Source organism: Bacteroides gallinarum DSM 18171 = JCM 13658 (genome assembly GCF_000374365.1).
GTDB lineage: Bacteria > Bacteroidota > Bacteroidia > Bacteroidales > Bacteroidaceae > Bacteroides > Bacteroides gallinarum.
In genome coordinates, this window is the sequence record NZ_KB894132.1 from 1 (window position 1) to 23,843 (window position 23,843).

25 protein-coding genes and 1 pseudogene are annotated in these 23,843 nt (G+C 44.7%); 17 read left to right on the forward strand and 9 right to left on the reverse strand.

Translation table 11 applies throughout. From position 1 onward, the window contains the following. Positions 1 to 398: 398 nt before the first annotated feature. Positions 399 to 1,697 (reverse strand): rhamnogalacturonidase, encoded by a 1,299-nt coding sequence (locus C233_RS0111225; RefSeq protein ID WP_018667690.1) that lies wholly within the window; start codon positions 1,695 to 1,697, stop codon positions 399 to 401. A gap of 171 nt (positions 1,698 to 1,868) precedes the next feature. Here C233_RS0111225 and C233_RS0111230 point away from each other — a divergent pair, with 171 nt between their 5' ends. Next, positions 1,869 to 3,179, forward strand: coding sequence for a TIGR01777 family oxidoreductase (locus tag C233_RS0111230; RefSeq protein WP_026314838.1), 1,311 nt, complete (start codon positions 1,869 to 1,871; stop codon positions 3,177 to 3,179). On the opposite strand, the gene C233_RS0111235 is transcribed toward C233_RS0111230, so the two are convergent. From C233_RS0111235 to C233_RS0111265, 7 genes and pseudogenes are all read right to left on the reverse strand, one after another. Continuing rightward, positions 3,169 to 3,558 carry a VOC family protein gene (locus tag C233_RS0111235; protein WP_018667692.1) on the reverse strand — a complete coding sequence of 130 codons (390 nt, stop codon included), beginning with the start codon at positions 3,556 to 3,558 and terminating at the stop codon, positions 3,169 to 3,171. The genes C233_RS0111230 and C233_RS0111235 overlap by 11 nt on opposite strands. A gap of 4 nt (positions 3,559 to 3,562) precedes the next feature. Further along, the gene (locus C233_RS25165) at positions 3,563 to 4,537 is read right to left on the reverse strand and encodes a GNAT family N-acetyltransferase (protein WP_018667693.1); all 975 of its coding nucleotides are present in this window, start codon (positions 4,535 to 4,537) and stop codon (positions 3,563 to 3,565) included. Positions 4,538 to 4,586: 49 nt separating this feature from the next. Next, positions 4,587 to 6,245: an RluA family pseudouridine synthase gene (locus C233_RS0111245; protein ID WP_018667694.1), complete on the reverse strand. Its 1,659-nt coding sequence runs from the start codon at positions 6,243 to 6,245 to the stop codon at positions 4,587 to 4,589. Continuing rightward, positions 6,238 to 6,438, reverse strand: a complete 201-nt coding sequence (locus C233_RS0111250) for a hypothetical protein (protein WP_018667695.1) — start codon at positions 6,436 to 6,438, stop codon at positions 6,238 to 6,240. The genes C233_RS0111245 and C233_RS0111250 overlap by 8 nt, the downstream gene beginning before the upstream one ends. 23 nt (positions 6,439 to 6,461) lie before the next feature. Continuing rightward, the gene (locus C233_RS0111255) at positions 6,462 to 7,142 is read right to left on the reverse strand and encodes a glycine zipper domain-containing protein (protein WP_018667696.1); all 681 of its coding nucleotides are present in this window, start codon (positions 7,140 to 7,142) and stop codon (positions 6,462 to 6,464) included. Between the two features lie 11 nt (positions 7,143 to 7,153). Further along, a pseudogene (locus C233_RS22635) lies at positions 7,154 to 7,537 on the reverse strand (GIY-YIG nuclease family protein); the annotation flags it as partial. A gap of 757 nt (positions 7,538 to 8,294) precedes the next feature. Then, the gene (locus tag C233_RS0111265) at positions 8,295 to 8,732 is read right to left on the reverse strand and encodes a DUF6078 family protein (RefSeq protein ID WP_018667698.1); all 438 of its coding nucleotides are present in this window, start codon (positions 8,730 to 8,732) and stop codon (positions 8,295 to 8,297) included. 496 nt (positions 8,733 to 9,228) lie between these two features. Here C233_RS0111265 and C233_RS0111275 point away from each other — a divergent pair, with 496 nt between their 5' ends. After that, entirely contained in the window at positions 9,229 to 10,269 is a 1,041-nt protein-coding gene (locus tag C233_RS0111275; RefSeq protein WP_018667700.1) for an alcohol dehydrogenase, read from the forward strand. Between the two features lie 30 nt (positions 10,270 to 10,299). Here C233_RS0111275 and C233_RS0111280 read toward each other — a convergent pair whose 3' ends face one another. Next, a complete protein-coding gene (locus C233_RS0111280; protein ID WP_018667701.1) occupies positions 10,300 to 11,112 on the reverse strand; it encodes a TrmH family RNA methyltransferase in 813 nt (270 codons plus the stop codon). A gap of 965 nt (positions 11,113 to 12,077) precedes the next feature. Between C233_RS0111280 and C233_RS25070 the strand changes: the two genes are divergently transcribed. The 15 genes from C233_RS25070 (at position 12,078) to C233_RS0111355 (ending at position 23,839) form a co-directional block, all read left to right on the forward strand. Beyond that, complete coding sequence (locus C233_RS25070; protein ID WP_018667703.1) at positions 12,078 to 12,353, forward strand: hypothetical protein; 276 nt, start codon at positions 12,078 to 12,080, stop codon at positions 12,351 to 12,353. A 259-nt stretch (positions 12,354 to 12,612) separates the two neighbouring features. Next, positions 12,613 to 12,789 (forward strand): hypothetical protein, encoded by a 177-nt coding sequence (locus C233_RS24525; RefSeq protein WP_018667704.1) that lies wholly within the window; start codon positions 12,613 to 12,615, stop codon positions 12,787 to 12,789. 110 nt (positions 12,790 to 12,899) lie between these two features. After that, entirely contained in the window at positions 12,900 to 14,285 is a 1,386-nt protein-coding gene (mnmE, locus tag C233_RS0111295) for a tRNA uridine-5-carboxymethylaminomethyl(34) synthesis GTPase MnmE (protein ID WP_025068746.1), read from the forward strand. 314 nt (positions 14,286 to 14,599) lie between these two features. After that, positions 14,600 to 16,108, forward strand: a complete 1,509-nt coding sequence (locus tag C233_RS0111300) for a helix-turn-helix domain-containing protein (RefSeq protein WP_004309764.1) — start codon at positions 14,600 to 14,602, stop codon at positions 16,106 to 16,108. Between the two features lie 182 nt (positions 16,109 to 16,290). Then, positions 16,291 to 17,394: a site-specific integrase gene (locus C233_RS0111305; protein ID WP_258898367.1), complete on the forward strand. Its 1,104-nt coding sequence runs from the start codon at positions 16,291 to 16,293 to the stop codon at positions 17,392 to 17,394. A 140-nt stretch (positions 17,395 to 17,534) separates the two neighbouring features. Further along, a complete protein-coding gene (locus C233_RS0111310) occupies positions 17,535 to 18,227 on the forward strand; it encodes a hypothetical protein (RefSeq protein WP_004309762.1) in 693 nt (230 codons plus the stop codon). An 11-nt stretch (positions 18,228 to 18,238) separates the two neighbouring features. Continuing rightward, positions 18,239 to 18,619, forward strand: coding sequence for a helix-turn-helix domain-containing protein (locus C233_RS0111315; RefSeq protein ID WP_008781816.1), 381 nt, complete (start codon positions 18,239 to 18,241; stop codon positions 18,617 to 18,619). A gap of 214 nt (positions 18,620 to 18,833) precedes the next feature. Continuing rightward, positions 18,834 to 19,559: a hypothetical protein gene (locus tag C233_RS0111320; RefSeq protein WP_004309761.1), complete on the forward strand. Its 726-nt coding sequence runs from the start codon at positions 18,834 to 18,836 to the stop codon at positions 19,557 to 19,559. 168 nt (positions 19,560 to 19,727) lie between these two features. Next, complete coding sequence (locus tag C233_RS0111325) at positions 19,728 to 20,057, forward strand: helix-turn-helix domain-containing protein (protein ID WP_018667707.1); 330 nt, start codon at positions 19,728 to 19,730, stop codon at positions 20,055 to 20,057. Between the two features lie 16 nt (positions 20,058 to 20,073). Beyond that, positions 20,074 to 20,217 (forward strand): hypothetical protein, encoded by a 144-nt coding sequence (locus C233_RS24530; RefSeq protein ID WP_009275719.1) that lies wholly within the window; start codon positions 20,074 to 20,076, stop codon positions 20,215 to 20,217. After that, on the forward strand, positions 20,195 to 21,310 hold the full coding sequence (locus tag C233_RS0111335; RefSeq protein WP_009275718.1) for an AAA family ATPase: 1,116 nt from the start codon (positions 20,195 to 20,197) through the stop codon (positions 21,308 to 21,310). The genes C233_RS24530 and C233_RS0111335 overlap by 23 nt, the downstream gene beginning before the upstream one ends. A 77-nt stretch (positions 21,311 to 21,387) precedes the next feature. Further along, entirely contained in the window at positions 21,388 to 22,326 is a 939-nt protein-coding gene (locus C233_RS22645; RefSeq protein ID WP_018667709.1) for a toprim domain-containing protein, read from the forward strand. A gap of 278 nt (positions 22,327 to 22,604) precedes the next feature. Beyond that, a complete protein-coding gene (locus C233_RS0111345; protein ID WP_018667710.1) occupies positions 22,605 to 23,078 on the forward strand; it encodes a hypothetical protein in 474 nt (157 codons plus the stop codon). Between the two features lie 37 nt (positions 23,079 to 23,115). Continuing rightward, positions 23,116 to 23,412: a DUF4134 domain-containing protein gene (locus C233_RS0111350; RefSeq protein WP_050541679.1), complete on the forward strand. Its 297-nt coding sequence runs from the start codon at positions 23,116 to 23,118 to the stop codon at positions 23,410 to 23,412. Positions 23,413 to 23,482: 70 nt separating this feature from the next. Then, positions 23,483 to 23,839: a DUF4134 domain-containing protein gene (locus C233_RS0111355; protein WP_018667712.1), complete on the forward strand. Its 357-nt coding sequence runs from the start codon at positions 23,483 to 23,485 to the stop codon at positions 23,837 to 23,839. Positions 23,840 to 23,843 lie beyond the last annotated feature (4 nt).

The following is a 23,843-nucleotide window of genomic DNA, read 5'->3' on the forward strand; positions in this document are numbered from 1 at the left end:
CCTGTGGATTTTCTTTGGAATACATACGGCAAATGCCGTACTGATGATAGACAAGATCAGGAACAGGACGGTGAAAGCGGCATGATATGATTTTACAGGCAGAGGCAGAAGATGTCTTCAGACTTCTTCCCGAGCGTCATGTCTTGTAGGGTAAGATTGTGTGAGAAATTACAGGAATAGGACTATAAAAATGGCATATGAAGTGAGTATGCTCTATCATCTTCATATGCCATCTTGATTTTTAGGGACATTTACTGAATATCCCTATAAAAATTCACCACGAATTGCACTGATTAACACAGATTAGGATGTTTCCGTTACCGGTTATCCGAAAAATAATCTGTGTTAATCAGTGCAATCCGTGGTGAATCGTGTGCAATCCGGCAGTGAAAAACCGGTTATCGGTTCACCTTAACATTCTTCCACTCGAAATTCGATATAATCTCCTTGTCGCATTCGGCATTCTTCGCCTTGATATCCAGGTTTTCGAAAGTGAAGTCCGTCAACTCATACTGGTCGGACTTGCTGACGTTGAAGAATATATCGCAGCTCAAGTCGATATTGCGCAAGGTCACGTTGTTGGCGCGTGAGAGCGGAATATCCTTGCGGCCTTTGAGGTCGAAGAACTGAGTCCACGGCTTGATAAGCAGCATGCTCTTGGCATCGCCCGTAATATCCTCCACCAGGATATATTCATAATGCTGCGGAGTGTCGGGACGCATCTTCAACCATAACAGGCGGGTGGCGTTGCTGATTTTGCAACGGCGGAGGATGATGTTGCGGTTGTGTATCGATTCGCTGCCGCACGTCAGTCCGCTGTGGCAGAAACCGTATGTGCAATCTTCTATGATGATGTTTGTGTTGCTGCCGTTGTTGGGGTCTTTATCCGCCCACGGTCCTTTGCCGCCCTTAAGAGCTACGGCATCGTCGTTTACGGACATATAGCAGTTCTTCACCAGTACATTGTTGCATACATCGATGTCGATAGCATCGCTGCTCGGTGCTTTCACCGGGGCGGCAGGCGCAAAAATGTAGAGGTTCAGCAATTTTACGTTGTTGCAACGGTAAATATGCGTAGTCCAGAACGGAGAGTTCATGAGGCGCACTCCGGAAATCTGCACATCGTTGCTGTTGGATATGAAAAGCAGGCGGGGACGCAGCTCGTCCATGTTGGTGCATTTGGGGATAACCTTCCGGCGCAGCCAGAACGATTTCCAGTACCGGTGTCCGTTACCGTTAATCGTACCCTTGCCGGAGATTGTAAATCCGTTAACCTTGTCGGCATTTACCAGGGCGGCGAAGTATTTCAGACTTTGACCCTCGATGCGGGTATCGACAATGGCGAAGTTGCTGATGTCGTCGCTTCCTTTCAGCACCGCACCCTCTTCCAGATATAAATGCGTCTTGGGCTTGAAGAAGATAGAACCGCTGAGGAAAGTTCCTTTGGGAACGACGATTACACCGCCGCCATTTTGGGACGCCCGGTCGATTACTGCCTGTATTTTCTCTGTTTGCAGGATTGTACTGTCGTTTACCACCCCATAATCGGTAATGGTATATTTCTTTCCCAGCGTTTCGATATTGACGATTTCGTTCTGCCTGAACCAGTCGGGGATAGGCGTGCCGTCGGGGAATTTCTCCTGCCCGAACACTTGCATGCCGATAAATGCGGTAAATAAAAATGCGATGATTCTCATGGTTTACAATAAATTTAAAATCAGCTTGTGAATTATGTCGCAAACATAGGAAACTTAGAGCAATGCCCGGCGAAAGGTGTTGATTTTATTTCTGTGTAAAATGACTTTTTCGCTGCCGGGCGCTATGAACTAAAAAGCGTTGCAGGCTGTTATAACGGTAAAACAATGATTATGAAGATTGCAATCAGCGGCGTTTCCGGCTTCATCGGGAAACATTTGGCAGCGTATCTGGCAGAGCAGGGACACCGGATAATTCCTTTGACGCGCAGCCTCTTTCGGGAAGATGCCTTTACACGGTTGGTAAATACGCTGGAGGAGTGCGATGTCCTGATTAACCTGGCGGGCGCTCCAATCGGCAGGCGGTGGACTCGGCGGTATAAGCAAGAGATATACCGAAGCCGTGTAGAAGTCACTTCACGGCTGGTATCTGCACTGAAATCGGCGGGTAGGAAACCCCAGACGATGATTTCCGCCTCGGCAACGGGCTATTACCCGCCGGGGGCGGAATACGACGAGTATCATACGGTTGCGGCAGACGGCTTTCTGGCATCCTTATGCTGCGATTGGGAAGCGGCTACGGCGGAATGTCCTGCCGACACCAGGCTGGTGATTGCCAGGCTGGGCGTCGTGCTGTCGCCCGAAGGCGGGGCGTTACGGGCAATGGCGGCTCCCGTGCAGCATACGAAGCTCTCGGTCGTACCCGGTTCGGGCAAACAAGCCTTTCCGTGGATTGCAATGCAGGACGTGTGCAGGGCATTCGCCTTTTTTATAGAACATCAGGAAACCGCCGGCGTTTATAACCTCGTTTCACCGCAGCGGATTTCGCTGAAACAGCTTGCCTCCGCTTTGGCGAAGACCTACCGTGCCTGGGCTGTTTTGCCCGTTCCGTCTGTTGCCTTCCGGGGTATCCTGGGCGAAAGGGCTTCCGCATGGCTGGGCGGGCAGAACGTTTATCCCCTGCGACTGCTCGAGGCAGGCTTCGGCTTCTTCGTGCCTACCGTGGAACACTTGCTGGGGTTGCCGGATGTCCGTACGGTAACGTCTTTGGACATCGACCGCTATGCGGGGCTTTGGTACGAGATAGCCCGTTACGAGAACTCCTTCGAATGCGGTATGACCCGCGTAACGGCCACTTATACGCTACGTCCCGACGGCAGGATACGGGTAGAGAATGCCGGCTATAAGAATGGAGTGAAGAAGCATGCCGTAGGACGCGCCTACTGTCCGGATACCGGAGAACCCGGCAGGCTGAAAGTCGCTTTCTTCCTATGGTTCTATTCCGATTATTATGTGCTGGAGCTCGATAAGGAGAATTACGGCTATGCCCTGGTGGGCAGCAGCTCCGATAAATATCTGTGGATATTGAGCCGCACACCCGTTTTGCCTCCTCGGGTACTGGATGCACTGCTTGCCTCAGCCCGGAAACGGGGTTACGATACCAGGCGGATGCTGTTCGCCCCGGGCAATCTGCCTATGCCTTGAACACGCACTCCACCCGGTTACCGTCGGGGTCCAGCACGACGCTTTCAAAATAGCCGTCTCCCGAGGTACGCGGCTCTCCGGCAATGACGTATCCGGCGTTACGCAATTGTTCCGTCAGCCCGAGTACTTCCTCCTTGCTGCCGAGGGCAAACGCGAAGTGCGTCAGCCCCAACCTGTTTTCTTCGATAGGGGTATTCTGTACGTCGGTACGGCTCATCAGTTCCAGTTCGGCTCCCCCGTCGAAGCGGATAAAGTAGGATTCGAATCCTTTCTTGGGGTTGACGTACTTGTCGTTGCCCGTACCTTTGAAGTAACGGACATAGAACTCTTTCATTTCTTCCAGACGGAAAGTCCAGACGGCGATGTGATGTATTCTCATAAACTTATTGTTTTTGTTTGTACGAATTTAAATCCAAATAGTAACACAGGTGGTCGTAAACCTCACCGGTATAGGTTTGTTCTGCCTGGTGCAGCGTGCCTTCGCATACGAACCCCAGCTTCTTCAGTATATGCCGCGAACGCAGGTTAAAGGGGTAGCAATCGGCTGTGATGATGCTCAGGCCGAGCGTCCCGAAACCGTAGTTCAAGACCGCCTGCAAAGCTTCCGTCATTAATCCGTTTCCCCAGTGGCTTTCTTTCAGCCAGTATCCGGTCATCCTGGCTTGGGCGTTTTCCCGTTTGGGGTCGGGTATCAGGCCGATAGAGCCGATAACCCGGTTACTCTCTTTGTCGGCGATTGCCCAGATGTTTTCCCGGTTCATAAATACGGTATGAAGCATCTCTTTCGATTCTTCTATAGTGTTATGCGGCTTCCAGCCCGCATTGTTTCCTAAGTTCGGGTTGCGGCAGCATTCAAAAAAGTCCTGCAAGTCGTTTTCTGTAAAAGGGCGGAGCCGCAGGCGCTCCGTCGTGATGTCCGGAGCGGATGCCCATTGCAGGTGTAGTATGGGGAAAGGCCTTCCGTCGGGGTCGGTTTCATCCCTTCCGACAGGGCGGAAGCCCATATGCAGGTAAAAGCCGCAGGCTTGCTCGTTCTGCTCGTTGACGTCTACCTTATATATATGCTTTTCGTGGAGGGCGTATTGTATGAGGTGCTTTCCATACCCTTTTCCCTGCTCGTCGGGATGTACGAAAAGCATCTCGATAAGCTCGTCGTCCAGTCCCATGAACGCTGCGGCTTTTCCTTCCGGATTGCGGATGATATACAGCGCTACCGCCGGGAAATACCGGTTGCGCACCAGTGGCTTGTAGAACTGTATGTCCTCTTCCGTCAGGAAGTGGTGGGTACTGCGTACGGAGGCTTCCCATACGTTGATAAGCTCGTCGTAATCTTGCGGGGTAGGGCGGAGGATTGTCATCGGATATCGGTTGTTTTGGTTATCTGTTCATTGTTTACTGGTTGTCGGATTAAAAGTCCGGCGCTTGGGTAATGCTTATCTTCTCTCCGGTCACCGGGTGGATAAACTCCAGCGTTTCGGCGTGCAGGTACAGGCGGCCGGCTTTCTTTCCGTAAAGCCCGTCGCCGATAATGGGGCAGTGCAACCCGAGCGGGTGAGCGGCGTGTACCCTGAGCTGATGCGTGCGTCCGGTACGGGGATAAAAGGCGATGCGGGTACGGTTGTCCTTACGTTCCAGTACCTCGAAATCCGTTATGGCGGGCTTGCCGTAACCGGTATGCACCATTTGCCGGGGGCGGTCGAGCGGGTTAGGGCATAGCGGTAGCTCGATTCTCCCTTTATCCGGAACTACCGTGCCTTCGAGCAACGCTATGTAACGCTTTCGGATACTGCGGTTTTTGAATTGTGCCTGCAAGTGTTGGTGTACCTGCTTGGTCTTGGCGATAACCAGCAGCCCCGATGTATCCATGTCCAGGCGGTGTACAATTAGCGGGCTGTCCGCATCCGGATACTGTCGGCGCATCAGGCTGTACACGGACACCGCATCTTCCTTGCCGGGTACGGACAGCATGCCCGCCGGTTTGCCGACTACTGCCAGGTATTCGTCCTCGTACACGGTTTCCAGCTTCCTGTCGGTGCGTTGCAACTCTTTCAATATCGGGTTTTCGTCTACCTCGAGCCCTTGCAGCATATGTTTCAGTATCGGTTCGCACTTGCCTTTGCAGGCGGGATAATAATGCCCGTGATGCCGTATTTCCGTTTTAGGTGATGCTCCCCACCAGAATTCTGCCATGGCTACGGGCTTCCACCCGTGCAGGTAGGCTTGTTGCAGCAGCTTGGGGGCGGCGCACTCGCCGGCTCCTGCGGGCGGGGTTTTGTGTACTGTTTGCCCGAAAATGTCGCAGAGGGTCTTGACCTCTCCCCGGTAGTTCAACATCCTGAACTGTTCGAACAGTTTTTGTTGCAGGGCGGCGGAGCGTGCCTTGCGTTCGGCTTTCAATGCCTGTATGCAGGCTTCATGGGCGGAGACGGCCTGTTGCAGGGGAGCTATCCGTGCTTTCCATGCCCGTTCCATGCGTTTGTATTCCGCCTTTTGGAACTGGCTTTCGCGTATCAGGGCGTTTTCTTCTTCGGGCGTAATCCGGCAACCGGCGGGTAGGGAGGCTTGCCGTCTCCGCTCCTCCCGTTTCTCCTTGGCGGCTTTCATCTGTTGCCTGGCCTCTTTCAATGCTTCCCCGGCGGTTTGCTGCAATGCGGTTAGCTGGCAGAGCAGCTTCGTATATTCCGCATCCGTTTCCAACTGCGCGATGCGTGCGTTGATATGCGATATCTGTTCTTCTTCTGCCTTGAAGAAGCCTTGCGGCTGTTGCAGGTCGTAAACCGGCGGCACGAAGAACGGATGCACGCTCTTTCCTGCCAGAATGCCGGAAAAGGCTACCAGGTATCCTATCTCGCCCTTTTCCGTTTCCACCACCAATACGCCGAACATCTTGCCTTGTGCCAGCTCCTCTTGCCAGCCGTCCTGCCGGGCAAGGTAGTCCTGCACCTCCTCCGCTGCCGATACGCAGAGCGGATGAGGCGTGTAGCAAAAGGGGAAAGTGAACTTCTCCGGCAGCGGTATGCCTGCTACGGGTGTGCGGAAGCTATGCAGCAGGGTGGAGTCAGTCATCGGTCGGGGTATCGTTGCCGGTCGTTATGCAGGGAGTATTGTTACCGTCTTTTTCAGTGCCGTCCGTATCTTGCGGCGGCAAGGGACGCGGATGTACGGATTTCTTTTTCTTCCCGTATTTGCGTTCTTTTTCCCAGGCGGCTTTCCGTGCCTGGTATCGTTCGTATTGCTTTTCCAGATAGTTGTCGGCCATAAGTATTGCTGTTGAGGGGTTCTTTATCGTTCGGTGGGCAGGGAGAATTCCTGCCAGTCGTACTGCTGTCCGTGACCGTCGGCAACGGCTACGCGTATGGTGATGTTTCCCGTTTTTATCCGGCTGCCTGCGTGGATGCTGGCGGTGTATTTTATCCCGTTGCGCGGGGCAATCTGCTCTATCATTACGGACGGGGAGATGTAGATGCGTTTCGCCCCCGTGGTTTCAGCCACTACGGGGACTACGTTGTATACCGTCTCTTCGCCCTCGTTCATAATTTCGAAAACCACCTTGCTGCTTTCGTCGGAGCTGATTATGTGGTCGCGGCTGTCGTCTATGAAGCGTATGTTACGTATCCTCAGCTTGTCGAGGGCGGAGGGGGCGGGAGCGGTTCCGGGTTGAGGTATGTCGGGTTCCGTCCTTTCTATCCGGTAACTGTATTCTTCTTGTTTGGGGGCGGAGAGGGCGTTGCCGATAGCGGCTCCGGCAATGGTTCCGATAATCGTGCCGATAGCAGAGCCCCGGTAGCCGCCTCGCCAGCCGTGGTTCGCATCGCCTATCAGTCCGCCGATAGCGCCGCCTATGTTGCTGCCGATAGCGGCGCCGGCAAATATCGCATCGGGGTCGCCCGATACCGTCCGGCTCGTACCGCAACCGCTGCACAGCAGGGCTAATGCCAGAAATCCGGTGAGACACTTTTTCATATCGTTCGGTTTTTATTCCGGGTTGTTTTTATTCTAATTGCTTTCTTCGCTTCTGCTATCGCCTTGTATTCGAGGTATTGCACGTCTGTTTTTGTCATGTCGGCGTCTTTCGATACGAAGATAAGCGCTTTTTGCCAGAATGATTTCTTATTGTCGTGGTCTTTTACCCGTTCCTTGAAGTTTTCCGTTTCGCCGATGTAAGCTTGCGGCTTGGTGGATTCGTCTTCGCCGGTCAGGATGTAGAAGGCGGGCTTTTGCAGTTTCTCCTGCTCGTTGAGGTAGGAGAGGTTGGAACGCGGCACTACGAACATCTGGCAAATCTTGTTGCTGATGAATGCGTATTGGGTTCCTTTCGGGTCGCCGTCTATTAGGTATGTGGTTACTGTCTTGCCCATGGAGGTCGGATGTTTTTAAAAGTGTTTCTACAAAGATGTCCCGCTGTTTACTGCCGGCGCATGTTTGTTTCGCAAAGATAAAAAAAGATATTTTATCCTTGTCATCCGGACGGTTTATATGCTGCTTTTTTGCTTTTTTCTCCTGGTGTATCCTTCATTGGCATACGGCGGGGTGGCGGTTTGCATGTTGCTGCCCGCTTGTTCCGACGTATGAAACAGAGTGTTTTCCTATGCGGAACACTTTGTTCGGCAGGTTGGAACACTTTGTTTCGCCAGTGCGAACATTTTGTTTTATAGCACGCGAACATTTTGTTTTCCTATGGTGAAACAGAGTGTTTTTATGTGGTGAAACAGAGTGTTTTTATGTGGTGGAACGGAGTGTTTTTATGTGGTGAAACAAAGTGTTTTTATGTGGTGGAACAAAATGTTCTTATATGGTGAAACAAAGTGTTTTTGTGCGTTGGAACAAAGTGTTCACTATATATAAAACAAAGTGTTTTGGTGTATTGGAACAAACTGTTCACTGCTGTGAACTAATGCGTTATCTCGTTATCTCGATGAAACGGGCGTGCGTATTTGCTGCCGTACTCTGCACTGTTGAGAGGCGTCGAAACTCTTTTTCACCGCAGGCTGCGCAGGATTACTACGGATTGTGTTTATTGATAATCAATGATTTAATTTAAGCCTGTGTGAATTTGTGGTAATCTGTGGTGAGTTCTGGTTATTTGGTTTTACGGGATAGGGAGCGGAATCGCTTTTACCACCAGTTATATTCATCGCTATAAGTGTCAAAAACGGGTTCTTCGCCTATGTTGTGTTGACGGAATGCTTTACGGATGTATGCTTGGTCTTCGGGAGAAAGGTAGGATTCTTCGCGGTAGAAACGGTAGTATTTGCCCCGGCCGAAGTAGGAGATGAGCTGGTTTTTCAGTGTGTGCAGGTGTTTGTAGGGAACGTTGTCGAGCAGGTGGCTGATTCCCCATGCCACATGTACTTTTTGTACCGACTGGAAGTAGGGGCATAGGTTGTTGTCCTGGGGGATGCACAACGGGTTGATAGTGGGGATAGACGGGTATTCGGTAGTGTCGCGTACGGCGGCAAGGCGGTGCAGGCAGGTTTCGGCTTTCGGGCATGGGGCGTTGAAACAGCGTGGGAAACTGTAAGGCGCCAGCGGCTTTTCTGTGGAATGTTTCATGTTTATCGATATTAGGATGTATCGGGCAAAGGTAAGGTCTTTTTCCGGGGAGGGGAAAGGAAATAGTGAAAAGTTTCCCGGTTTTCTTGCTTTTCTCTCGTTTCGTTCTTCTCTTCCTTTCTTTCTTCCTTCCTTCCTTTGCCTTCTTCTTTCCTTTTCTTCTTTTCTGTCCTATACTGTATCGTACTGTACTTTCTGTCCTATCCTTTTTTTCTGTCCGGTTGTAGGGGCTGGCGGTTGAGGCTCGAGGCGGTTACGAGGCTTTCTTGTTTCTCCGGTATGGAATACGGATGACGAGGTGTGTGCTGTTTGTGTGTGCCGTTTGTGCTGGGCGGCGGCTTGTTCCGGAGCGGGAGCCGTCTGCTGCGGGTTTGCCTGCATGGGATGCCGGGTGTAACGTAAGTGAGCCGAACTTTTTCCGGTTACGGTTCTTTTGTCAGGAATGTAATGATTATATTCGCAGCAAAATAGAAACTGACAGTAAAGGAGGAAGATTATGCTTGCATATACATACGTCGAACGCGGGAAGTTCGAATTGTTGGAAAAGCCGGAGCCCGTATTACAGGATGCGCGCGATGCCATTGTGCGGATAACGCTCGGCAGTATTTGTACCAGTGACCTGCACATCAAGCACGGCAGTGTGCCGCGTGCCGTTCCCGGAATAACGGTGGGGCACGAAATGGTGGGTGTCGTGGAGCAGGTGGGGAGTGGAGTGACTTCCGTCGTGCCGGGCGATAGGGTAACTGTGAATGTGGAGACTTTCTGCGGCGAGTGCTTTTTCTGCCGCCACGGATATGTGAACAACTGTACTGATGCAAACGGTGGCTGGGCTTTGGGATGCCGTATAGACGGCGGTCAGGCGGAGTATGTCAGGGTTCCTTATGCCGACCGGGGGCTGAACCGCATTCCCGATACGGTGAGCGATGAGCAGGCGCTTTTTGTGGGCGATATTCTGGCTACGGGTTTCTGGGCAACCCGTATCTCGGAGATTTCGGAGGAGGATACGGTTCTCGTTATCGGAGCCGGGCCTACCGGAATTTGTACTTTGCTATGTGTGATGCTGAAACGGCCTAAGCGGATTATCGTCTGTGAAAAGTCTGCTGAGAGGATACGGTTCGTCCGCGAGCATTATCCCGGCGTGCTGGTGACGGAGCCGGAAAACTGTAAGGAGTTCGTGCTTCGTAACAGCGACCACGGCGGCGCCGATGTGGTGTTGGAGGTAGCCGGAGCCGAAGATACTTTCCGCTTGGCATGGGAGTGTGCCCGTCCCAATGCAACGGTTACGGTCGTAGCTCTTTATGACAAGCCGCAACTGCTTCCTCTGCCCGATATGTATGGAAAGAACCTGACTTTTAAAACGGGTGGGGTGGACGGCTGCGACTGTGCGGAGATACTCCGCCTGATTGAGCAGGGGAGGATAGATACTACTCCGCTTATCACGCACCGGTTTTCCTTGAACGAGATTGAGGAGGCTTACCGGATTTTCGAGAACAGGCTGTACGGGGTGATTAAGGTGGCGGTAGAGGGGAGGCGGTAAGCAGTCCGCTGTCTTTTCTGCCGGAGGGTGTTAGTTGCCGGTATCCGGCGCGCGGAGTTGCCAGCAGGCAATGGCGGCTGCGGCGGCTACGTTGAGCGAATCGACTCCGTGTGACATGGGTATGCGGACAACATAGTTGGCTTCGGCAATCGTTTCGTGCGGCAGTCCGTCTCCTTCGGTTCCCATTATGATAGCCAGCTTGGGTTCGGTTGCCAGCACGGGGCTGTCGATAGGGATAGAGTTGTCGGTAAGTGCCATAGCTGCCGTACGGAACCCCAGTTCGTTGAGCCTGCTAAGGGGAGCTTCCAGCCATGTCCACGGTACGAGGAACACTGACCCCATGGATACTCTTACCGCACGGCGGTTGAGTGGGTCGCAGGAGGTGGGTGTGAGCAGCACGGCGTCTATGCCGAGTGCGGCGGCCGAGCGGAAAATCGCTCCGATATTGGTGGTGTCTACTACGCCGTCCACTACCACGATGCGGCGGGCTGTCCGGCAGATGTCTTCGAGGCTGCGCAGCCGGGGACGCCGCATGGCGCAAAGAACGCCGCGGGTAAGGGTGTATCCGGTGAGTGTGGCGAGCAGTTCTCTTTTACCGGTATAGACCGGGATGTCTCCGCAGCGTTCGATAAGGGGAGCGGCATCGCCCGTGATGTGTTTCTGCTCGCACAAGAGTGCAAGGGGTTCGTAGCCTGCATCTAAGGCTACGGAGATTACTTTGGGGCTTTCTGCAATGAAGATGCCTTTGACCGGTTCGAGGCGGTTGCGTAGCTGGGCTTCGGTGAGGGTACTGAATATTTCTACTCCGGAGTGGGAGAGGGTGGTTATCTCGATGATTGCCATATGGTTGTTCTTTTATGTTTTTAATCTGCGGTGCGTTATTTCCGGTTATCCTTACGTTAATAGGGGTGTTGCAAGGTATTAGTCGCCGGTTAGGGTGTCGTTCTTTTCCGCTATGTTCGATTTATCATAGTTGTTATCAGTCTCTTTTTCTTTAATCGGTTTACTTTAGTCGGTGTGGGCAGCCGTTTGGTAAACGGGGGTGAAGGTGCAGGAAATTCAATTTAGCGTTATTTGCGGAGTATCCTGAACGTCCCGCACTGTATTTCTTCTTTTCTTCTTTGTGTTCTTTTCTTCTTATCTTCTTATGTTCTTTTGTCTTGTGTTCTTTTGCCGGATGTTTTTTGTTAAATGTTCTTTTGTTAGATGTTCTTTTGTCGAAAATCCGGTTACAAAAGTAGGTAAAATAGAACAGAAACAGGTAGGGGAGCGATTGATTTTTTATGTAAGCGGTTAGGGGGATGTACTTTTGCATTGTCGGCGGAAGGGGGAGAGTGGCGGGTTAGAGGTCGGATTAGGGATTATGTTTGTGCGTTACATGTAAAGCCATTCTGCTGTGTAGGTTATAGTCGTAGTTCCAGTACAGTTTCTTCCACATGGCAATGGTATTATGAATTATGATAAAGACGGAACACGGTTAATGATGAATCGGCTTAGTCATGTAGTTATCATTTATGGGAGGCTCGTCGGGCTGGCTGGCAATCTTTGTTGTACAATATTTCTTCCGCAGGTAAGCTTATAGGGCTTTACGGGTTTGAGTTTATCGCCATAATGTTTCCTTTGTCTCTTGTTTCTTGCGTAGCAGCGATGAAGGCTTACTTTATGAGTTTGCTGTATAAGGTAGCGGTATATCAGGTAGTTTGGCATACCTTTTGTACGCATTCTATATCAAAATCAGATAATTATGGATATACTGAATCTCAAGCAAATCGTCTCATTGTTCATACTAACTTTAAAACAAAGAGACGATGGACAAAAGAAACAAACTTTGGAGACGTAAACAACAGAATCGGTTATTCAAGGCTCGCATGCTTCTTTATGCTGCTTATGGGAGTTGCATTATTCGTGAAGACGGCAGTTGTTATGAACATCCTCACTGGTTCGAACTGGCTGGGGAGAAGTGGGCGCAGGTTTACAAAACTACGGGTACTCCGTGTAGTTGCTGTATGTGTAGGGGTGAGGAGTATAATCGTGGGGAGTATAAACGGGAGACTTTGCGCATTATTAAAGAGGCGGAGGATTGAATGCCCGGTTACGTAGAAAGGGGAAAGTTATGTCGAGAGGTAAACATTGCCTGGAGTTTTGTAGGCGTTTGACAGAGCCGTACATCGTTATGGCTTAAAAAGTCTTGCAAGCGTTGGGTAGAGACGGAAGGAAAACTTCGGCGTAGCTTTGGCTTATTGTAAATCGAGAAAGAAAGGCAGACATGCCTGTAACTGTCTTTTGACATCTTCCCCTCTGTGCTTTTGTGTACAGAGGGGAGGAAAAAAACGGAATGATACCATGAAACAGACGAAAAAGGATAAAATCACCCTCGATGATTACATCAAGGCTGTCAAAAAAGGAAACCGCGAAGCGGAACAGGAACTGCTTGGCCCCGGATTTCATGCCACGCATCGGATACATAGCTCTAAAAAGACTTATACTCGGAAAAGGAAGCATAAGGGTTGGGAGGAATAGGATAGCCGGTGTCGCGGAGTCGGGGAGGAGAAACGGATAACTTGTGTCATCTTATCGTTTTTATGGGAAGAAACCATTATCTTTGCCTTCCTAAAAACAAGCTGGAAATGATGAATCAAGATACTATCTGCGCCATAGCTACCGCCCAGGGGGGAGCTATCGGGTGTATTCGTGTCTCCGGACCGGAAGCTATTGAAATCACGTCGCGTATCTTTACTCCTGCCGCAGCCGGTAAGAGGTTGGAGGACAGCAAGCCGTATACTCTCACTTTCGGACGGATTTATGAAGATGCCGAGGTGGTAGATGAGGTGCTTGTCGGTTTGTTTCGTGCCCCTCATTCTTATACCGGCGAAAACAGTACGGAGATTACTTGTCACGGGTCTGTCTATATTCTGCAGAAGGTGTTGCAGTTGCTTATCAAAAACGGTTGCCGTATGGCCGGACCGGGCGAATATACCCAGCGTGCGTTTCTTAACGGTAAAATGGACTTGAGCCAGGCAGAGGCCGTTGCCGACCTTATCGCTTCATCGTCTGCCGCCACTCACCGCCTTGCCATGAGCCAGATGCGTGGCGGGTTCAGCAAAGAGCTGGCTTCTCTGCGCGACCGGTTGCTTCATTTTACTTCGCTCATCGAACTCGAACTGGATTTCAGTGACCATGAGGAGCTGGAGTTTGCCGACCGTTCCGAGCTTTGCCGGTTGGCAGATGATATCGAAAAGGTTATTTTTCGGCTCGTTAACTCCTTCAGTGTAGGAAATGCCATTAAGAATGGCGTTCCGGTAGCTATCATCGGCGAAACGAATGCGGGAAAGTCTACATTGCTCAATGTGCTGCTCAACGAGGAGAGAGCCATTGTCAGCGATATTCATGGTACTACGCGCGATGTGATAGAGGATACGGTTAACATCGGCGGTATCATTTTCCGTTTTATCGATACGGCGGGTATCCGCCAAACTGATGATGTCATCGAAAGTCTCGGCATCGAACGTACTTTTCAAAAACTGGAGCAAGCGGAAATTGTCCTTTGGATGATTGATGCTACGGATGCGGATACTCAAATTTCACAGTTGTCCGCCCAGCTCTTGCCTCATTGTGCAGGAAAACAGCTTATTCTTGTCTACAACAAATCGGATTTGGTAACGAATATGCAAAATTCCGTTCCTACCGCCTTTCCTGACAGTGTAAAGTCAATCGCCATATCTGCCAAGAGGCGTGAGCATATCGAAGAACTTCAACAGCTACTGATTGCTTCCGCCCACCTCCCCGCAATTACTCAAAACGATACCATCGTAACTAATGTCCGCCATTATGAAGCTTTAACCAATGCCTTGGAAGCCATTTATCGTGTCCAGGAAGGTTTGGCAAATAACCTTTCCGGCGATTTTATATCACAAGATATTCGGGAATGTATATTTCATCTGAATGATATCGCAGGAGAAGTAACGAATGATATGGTGTTGCAGAATATATTTCGGAACTTTTGTATCGGTAAGTAGCTGATTATCAACAATATTACAATATATCGCTAACTGTCTGAAAGCCACCGTTTTGGTGGCTTTTTTCATTTTAACACTTTCCATTTGAAACTTGTTACAACCAGTTTTTAAGGGTAAATTTGGCTCAAATATCGTTCCTATCCCTAAATTTTGCGACCAAATGGCAATGAGAAAATGACATATATGGCACCTTATGCAAAAACTGCAAAAGTGATAAATGTGCGCCCGTTGACATGTTGGACACCTCGTGAAAATTCCTGCAAATACCTGAAAATTGCTGCAAAGGAAATGGACGATTTTAACATGCCAAAAAGATGAAGATATTAAAGAAATGTTTAACATGTGGAGCAGAGTTTATTGCATCCAAGATGTCAAATAAATACTGCTGTAGAGAGTGCGAACGTGACGCATCTCGCAAACGTGAAGCAAAACGTAAAAAAAGTGTCCGGGAAAGTGAAAAAGAAGCAGCTCTTGATAAAGAAAGAGATGCAGTTGCTTCACGACCATTTTTGACACCCTCAGATGTTGCCTTATTACTTGATATGAGTGTTAGCACTGTTTATAGATGTTTCTATTCCGGAATCATCAAGGCAGTGAGAATACGTAGAAAAACCCTTGTCCGTCGTGAGGATCTTGACAAATACTTTGAGGATGCAGGACCTTATAGAAAAAGAAGTTACAAGCGTAAGCAAGAACAAGAATACTATACCCTACAAGAGATTATGGATAAGTATAAAATTGGACGTAAAGCTGTATGGGGACGTTGTGACAGATTAGGCATCCCTAAAGTTTACGAAGGGCGTAATACTTTCTACAGTAAAAAGCTTATTGACGCAAATTTCTCTGAGCTTCTTGATGTCATAGACATTGATAACTATTACACATTGAGTCAAATCATGGAAATGTACAATATGACTCAGGGTGCGGCTCTTTGTTTTGTAAAATACCATGCGGTTCCCAGGGTAAAGAGAAATGGCAGGTCTTATTATTCTAAGGTTCATATAGATTGTATAAAACACAAGACCGATGAAATTGATCCTGACTGGTACTCTTATGAAGAAGCTATGCAAAAGTATGGCATAACTAAAGATCAGGTAAGTTATACTCTAAAGACCTATAGCATTAAGACTGAAAAGCGTGGAAAATTCACCATGATTTATCGGACGGATTTTGATAATATCATGCATCAACGTCTTCAAAATTCAACTCCACTAATAAAGTCAAATGGTGAAGAAAAGGTTGTTTTCACGGCAAAGCAACAGGAAAAAATCTGTCCAGCAACTCCTGAAGGATACTATTCTACTGATGAGGTAGCAGAGATGTTTAAAATATCAATAAAGCATGCTGGAGTTATAACAAGAGAGAACAACATACCTAAGATAGCACTGAAAGGATTTAATTTCTATGAGAAGGGATCCATTGACCTGTTATACAACAAAAAGAATAAGTATGCAGAAATCACAGACTGGATAACGCCAGAGGAAATGCGTACAACATTTAAAATGACAGCAGATGGTGTACGCTCTTTTATTCATAGACATAAGATTCCAGCAAAGGTTGAGTATGGTAGTACCTATTATTCCAAACAACACATAGAGGAAATAAAGAATGGATATTTTGTTGGTAGAGACAGGTATTATTCCGTAGAAGAAGCTACAAAGAAATATAATCTTACAAATTCACTTGTCTTCTATTACGTCAATCACTATAAGCTCACCAGAGTAAAGAAGCAGAAATTCATCTTTTTTAGAAAAGAAGAATTTGACCGGTTAATGGAAAAACGGTTCTCAGAAGATGATTTTATAGCAAATATTGATATATAGTGATATTTACTTTCAATTTACCGATGTCAGCAATATATCATTCGAGAATTTTGAGACATAAAACTATAAAAACAAATAATATGCAGTATTGTAAATCAGTAACTCTCCGTATGCGAGATAGACGAAATGGTACTAAATCATTATTTCTGGACTTTTGGCCAGGCTATAGAAATCCTGAAACAATGGAACTGATTCGTCGTCGTTCGCTTGGCATGTATATATATGCCAACCCCATTTCTACACAACAGAAAAAGTATAATGAAGCTATTCTGGCAAAAGCTGAAGCTATTCGGTGTAAGGTATTCATAGAGGTAATTAATGAGAAATATGACTTCTTTAACCAGGACCGTCTAAAGGAGGACTTTCTTGCATACTTCAAGAATATTGTCAACAGAAACTTTGCGAAGTGTGATGCAGCCTATAAACATTTCAGCAGGTTCTGCCACAACAAATGTACATTTGAAATGCTTGATACCGTATTCTGTAACAAGTATAAAGAATATCTCTTAGACACGAAAGTATCAGCAAGAGGCAAAGTCATGGTTAACAAGCCTATATCACGAAATACAGCTTCAGCATATTGGAATATCTTCAAACAAGTTTTAACTAAAGCCTATAGGGAAAGAAGACTTGTAGATAACATAGCATCCCTTTTGGATAATATTCCATGCACAATACCAGTCAAGCAAAGCCTTTCACTGGAGGAAGTCAGAAAACTATACAACTCAGAATGTTCAGTTCCAGTAGTAAGAAAAGCCGCTATATTTTCCTGTTTGAGTGGATTACGTATAAGTGATATACTCAATTTAAAATGGGAAAATATCCAAACATATGCAGATGGCGGACATTATCTTGATTTTAAATGTGTAAAGACTCAGCGTCAGACACAGGTTCCAATCGGTGATGATGCTTATGAACTAATTCAGCCACAAACAACAGATAAATATATTTTTTCAGGATTTAATCGTACTATGACATATAGAGTCATGCAAGATTGGATTAAGGAATGTGGAATAAAAAAACATATTACCTTTCACTGTTTCAGACATACTTACGCATCCTTACAGCTTGAACTTGGAACTGATATTTACACAGTACAACATCTCCTTAATCACAAGAATGTAAGTACCACTCAAATCTATGCTTCACATGCTGATCCGAAAACACGAGAAGCAGCTGATAGAATTAGGTTAACAAATGTAAAAATGGAAATGCAAGAAAATGAAAACATAAATGTTAATGCAGAAACCAAGAGAAAGAAAGAGAAAGGAAAATCAAAAAAGTGACAATAAATAGTAGCGTAAATCATTGAAACACTGAAACATAAATAATGTTTTCTAGAGAGATTTTATTAGTAACAACTAGTATCAATTAGTAAGTTTATCTATAAATTTGCAATAAAGTAATACGATAAAAACCAATTGCAATGACAAAAAAGATAAGAGAGAATTTACTGATACTTCTCATTTCAAACATTATTACCATTATTCTGTTTGTGACCGCTCCATATATTATCAGGGTGGTCACAAGCACTAATGCAACAGAAAATAATAACCTAATGTTATCCCCATTGCCGATTTTGTTATACCTCATTTTATTATCTTTATTAGTTTGTATAATAACTGTCCTGTACAGGTTACATACTGAGAAGCGCATAATCATTAATAATAGCATCACTTCTCTACAACCTGCTACTTCAGAAAAGAATAAAGCAGAGATTATGCGTGAGATTTATAAAAATAAACAGGACCATTTGGAGGTTAACAGATATGAGGCAATCAAGGAGTATACATATACTGTTTTTTCACCATACATGACAGATGATTGTCTGGAAACCCTATGCCAGAACATTAAACTTTACGAGATTCCAGAATCGTGTATCAATTCTGTATTAACAAATGGTCAGTTAAACACACTCGACATCAGACATTATGCCTGGAATATAGGAGAACGGCTTGGTTGGAGTGGACAAACCAGAGCTACCTTCATCAAGCTCTGTTTTCCTAAAGAACTTAATGACGTTGAAATTGAAAGCATCAGGCGTACACTCAGACAAAAAGGGAAATGTAAAATAGAAATTGACATTCCTGATAAAGATAGTTACGAGTTTCATTATTAAAAGAATTATATATGCAAGAATACGTAGAAGATAATCCGATAACCTTTAATGACATACCAAGAGTTATGTCAGATATACTTAAAAAATGTGATCTACTTGAACAGTCCATAGAAATACTTCATGAAGAGATTCGTCAATCTAATCAAAAGTCTCCATCTGAACACATTCCAATGGATGTAAAAGAAGCCTGTGAATTTCTCAAAATAAAAAAATCGACAATGTACTGTTATATACAGAACGGACAAATTCCAGTCAACAAGAAAGGTAAGAAATACACATTTTTCAGGGATGATCTCATCAAATGGGTTGAGTCTGGTTGTAAAACTGAAAAGCCAATCAGTACAGCAGAAATCAATCAAATACTCAGCAAAAGATCAAGTCGAAGGAAATAGTAGAGAAATGCGAATTCATAAATAGCCCGCATTAAGGATTATCTAATGTAGGCTATTTTTTTTGCATATATCACTTAAAAGCACTTAGCAAAGTGATCAGTGATAATTACAATATAGTATATAAACAAATGATCATAGAAATAGAATTAAATATTTATACACAAAAAAAATTAATTTATGAGTAAAAAGAATCAACACTCTTTGCTCTCTCTTTTTGTATTTACAATGTAACAATCATTTCACAAACCAAGAGATTGAGCTGTCCAAAGATGAGCTTTGGGACTTATTTAAAGTCAGTTACAAGCATTATCAAACTGAAGTAATTAATGATAGAAAAATTTACAATCGCTATGTAAATGACTTAATCAGTTATCATCTTCCTGTTTTCACATCTGATGAGGAAGCAATACGAAAACATTTCCAAAATCTTTTCTGTGTTTATGAATTACTGACCGACAGAAAAGATCTTGTTGAGAAGTACTTCACTAAATCTACATTCGAAAAGACAGACTTCTCTAAAATGCTTAATGAGTTTAACCATGTGGAAGTTATATTAAAGGACTCCAATGGACTTGCATCCTTTAACAGAAAGCAAATTAAACTTATCACAGATTTTGCCAATAGAAAGAATTTCTTCACTACCCCTGTTGACGAGAATACTATTGAAAAGTTCTTTAACTGTACATTAAAAAAGACTCTTATAGCCACAAACTTGCGCTATATACTTCAGCTGTTATATTCTCTTTCCCAACAAAAAATGATTCCATATAATTGGGTATCACTTGTAGTAAGAAATAAAATGTTAGCCCCACAGAAAAGTATGATACCATCAACTCGTGGAGCAATCAGTTCACGTCTTACAGAACTAAAGAATACTACTGCTACATTTCCTGAAGAAGAATATGTGAATATAGTAAAACAACTGAAAGAAATGTATTGAAGTGAAACAATGTAAAGCAATTGAAAGAAAAATCCCTGACACTCTCCCTGACATTTTAAACTGACAGGAGACATTCAAATTGCGAAAATAACAATAGGAGTATATTTACCCCAGAATCGATTCAGCTTTTGGGGTACTCCCTATTGTATAACATTAAATCATTAGAAAATGGGAACCAGTAACATTGAAATCAGCATCTTAAAAAAGAGATTAGAACTCTTGGAAATGAAAATTGGAGAACTTAATAGTATTAATCCAGAAATACTCAATGAACGTCTTGCAAAGATTGAGGAAAGATTATATGTGGTTAAAGAAATGTTGACCACTGAAGAAGCTTCAAAGTATTTGGGAATATCACAATCCCAGATATATAAACTCACTATGAATATGCAGATTCCACATTTTAAGCCCAAAGGGAAAACCATCTATTTCAATAGACAAGAACTCCTGAGATGGATGCGTAAGAATCATGTAGTGCCAGCAAAACAAAAAAAATGATAAATAGAATATTACAATGAAAAAGAAGAAACATAATAAAAAGGAGGTTTATACAGATGCTCAACTGACTGCTTTACTGAAAAAGTCAGAAGTTGTCATAAGTTCCTCAAAAAATGATAATAAAAAAGAACTATGTCATGATAAGAAGGAAAAACAGTAATGATAAGGAATGTTCAGTGGAAAGCTCTCTTGAAGTCGGAATGCTAAGCAAGAGTACATTCAACGACCAGGAATTAGACAACTACCTGAGACAAGGAGAAATAAAGGCATGTGAAAAGCCTCCTGTTCCACCACAGATTTTATGGGTTGGAGATTGTACCATAGCAACCTTTGGTAATTTCAGCGCATCCACCGGTAAAGCAAAGAGCAAGAAAACTTTTAATATTACAGCAATGGTTGCAGCAGCGGTAAACAATTCAACGGTTCTTAAATACCGGGCCAGTCTTCCTGATGGTAAACGCAAAATCCTCTATTTCGATACAGAACAAAGTAGGTTTCACTGCCACAATGTGATAGAACGCATCTACCGCCTTGCAGGATTGAGTCTGACAAAGGAAGATAAACGCATCAAGTTCTATGGGCTAAGGGAGTTCACTCCTACTCTCCGTATTGCCCTCATAGATTATGCCCTAAGAACATTTGAGGGTGTAGGATTGGTCATTATCGACGGCTTACGAGATCTCATGTATGACATTAACAATGCCAAAGAATCAACCGATGTGATGACTATGCTCATGGCCTGGACAAGCAAGTACAATCTTCACATCCATTGCGTGCTGCATCTTAACAAGAATGACAATAACACCAGAGGTCATATTGGTACCGAACTTGAAAACAAGGCTGAGACAGTTCTGATAATCAGCAAGAACAAACAGGATTCCAACATCAGTGAAGTCAGGCCTATGCACATGCGAGACAAGGAGTTTTCTTCATGGGCATTTCACATTGACGACAATTCTCTCCCCGTCTTGGATGACGGCTATCATATTACAGTAGTCAAACCCAAAGATAAGCCCTTGACATCTCTGCCAGATGACTTACATGCCAAAGTACTTCGCACTGTTTTTGAAGGTGAGAGTCCACAGAGGTATCTTGAACTGGTGAAAGCAATCAGTCAGGCTTACGCACAAGAAGGCTACAAGCGTGGGGACAATGCAGTTAAGGATATGCTTAAAATCTTCTGTGAGCGCAAACTGATTACCAAAGACAAAGACGGTTATCATTATCATCCTGCACTCCTGCCGTTAAAGTAAGTTTATGAGTTTAAGTTTAACAGGGTATATATATATACTAAACTTATATAAGCCCAATTAGACATTATTGATATGCCATGACCATAGATGAAATAAAATCAGTCAGTATTGTACAGTTCCTTGAAACGGAAGGTTATCAGTATGCCTATATCCATCGAGGTAATTACTGGTATCTATCTCCTTTTAGAGCAGAATCGTCTCCATCTTTCAATGTCAGTCCTACAAAAAATCTTTGGAATGACTTTGGGGCCAGCTCAGGAGGAAACATTATAAATCTTGTTCAGAAGATGCACCCTTCATGGAATAATCATCAAGTACTTACTTATCTTGAACAACAGATTAAGAACCATAATCTCAAATATGCTGAAGATTATGAAGCGATGACCAAAGAACAACAAAGAAGAAATGCGTGGAATGAGAGCCATATAGCAGAAAAGGGTAATGAAAGAAAAAGTATTACTTTCATTGATCGTATTAGCAAGCTCAGTCATCCCAATTTGAAAAGATATATTTTACAAAGACGTGTTGACTTCGAGGTTGCTCAGGAGTTCTGTAAGGAAATACATTATCATATCAATGATAAACATTATTATGCCATAGCCTTTGAAAATGTAGATGGTGGTATGGAAATCAGAAACAAATACTGCAAACGCAGTATCGGAAAGAAAACAATATCCGTAATAAAGCCCAACGGTGAATCACATTCAGAATGCTGCATATTTGAAGGTTTCTTTGATATGCTCACGTATGCAAGTATCAGAAAATGGATGATGGATATACAACTTTGTGTTGAAAACGACTGTGATTATATTGTTCTTAATTCAATCAGTAATATTAAAACTGCACTTCCATATCTCCAGGTATATGATGTAGTACACTGTTATCTTGACAACGATGCTGCCGGTATAGCTACAACAAAGAAAATCAAAGACGAATATTCAAACAAGGTAATTGATGAATCTGTCAGATACCCAAATTTCAAAGATCTAAACGATGTCATCAATGGAATAGTATAGGAGTAACAAAAATAATAAGTCTGTTCTATTAGTTTAAGGAGGTTCCCCACAAGAGAGCCTCCTTTTTTTGTGATGTTTTTATTCTAATAGTATGATTTTTACCAGAATATCATACTTCTAAACAAATGTATGTTAATACTGAAATGCAAATCGGCATATTTTTATCGGAATACCATAAAACTCATTTCCTTTGTCATGTTACAGGAGCAAATTGGTTTTCAATTTTATCTTCTGAGTATAAAATATATTTATAATAACACATTAAAATCAGATTGAGAATGCCAGGATTTGTAATATTCGTATTGGTCCTCACCTTTGTTTATGTGGTTTACTTTTCAGTAATGATTACCCTTGACCTTCATAGTAAGAAAGACGAAAAGAAAACGGATGAAGAGACCATTGATGTCAGCAGCATGGATAATGAAGAAGTGCCGGTTTCCGTGGAAGAACATAATGATGGTCCTGAAGGTAGTGACATGACATACACAGAGCAAGTAACAGACGACGGCCTTCGGGTAGTTATTCCAACAGGCAATAAGCAGAGCAACAGTTCCCCTCCTGAAGAGGAAGAGTCTAAATCCACTCAACAGACTACTACAAGTGCAGAACTCAATAAAGAAAACGAAGAAAACATGGAAGAGATAGAGGCAGTTCCTCAATACAGTTTCTATCCTGATGAGTTCATGCAAAATCTCAACGACAAACACAACAAAAGAAAAATAGAGAAAAGGAATGCAATCGATAAACTGTAAAATCAAACAACTGTTTTTTATTGCCTGTTTCGGCTTCATGTTCCTCCAGCCTCAGTCGGCATTTGCTAAATGCGGTGGTGTTGACTACAGCTGGGGTGCTGACGCATTGAGTAATGCCCATGATTTTACGGTCACAATGATGCTCTATGTCGTATATCTTCTTTATGCTATTGCATCCATAGTAGCAATTATAGGAGCTTTACAAATCTATATCAAAATGAATACCGGTGAAGGAGATGTGACCAAATCAATAATGATGCTGGTTGGAGCTTGCCTGTTTATGATTGGAGCAACTATCATTTTCCCTGCATTCTTTGGCTATAATATTGTATAAAAGTAAAAAATAAATAACCAAGCAAGTAAGGATAACGTGTCTAATTTTTTAACTGTAAAACAACAAAAAAATGAAGAAAATCAAGAATTTAACCAAAAGGATTTTCAATGCTAAACGTATTGGAACACTGGCCATGTTGCTCTTTTGCGGAGTAGCTGCCACTTATGCTCAGAATGCTGCAGGAGACTACACTGCCGGAACAAATGCGCTGACTACAGTTACGGAAGAAATAGCAAAGTACGTTCCATACGTGGTGAAGCTTTGTTATGCCATAGCCGGTGTTGTTGCCGTTGTCGGTGCCATCAGCGTTTACATTGCAATGAACAATGAAGAGCAGGACGTCAAGAAAAAGATTATGATGGTTGTTGGTGCATGTATCTTCCTTGTAGCTGCTGCACAGGCTTTGCCTTTATTCTTTGGTATCTAACTAT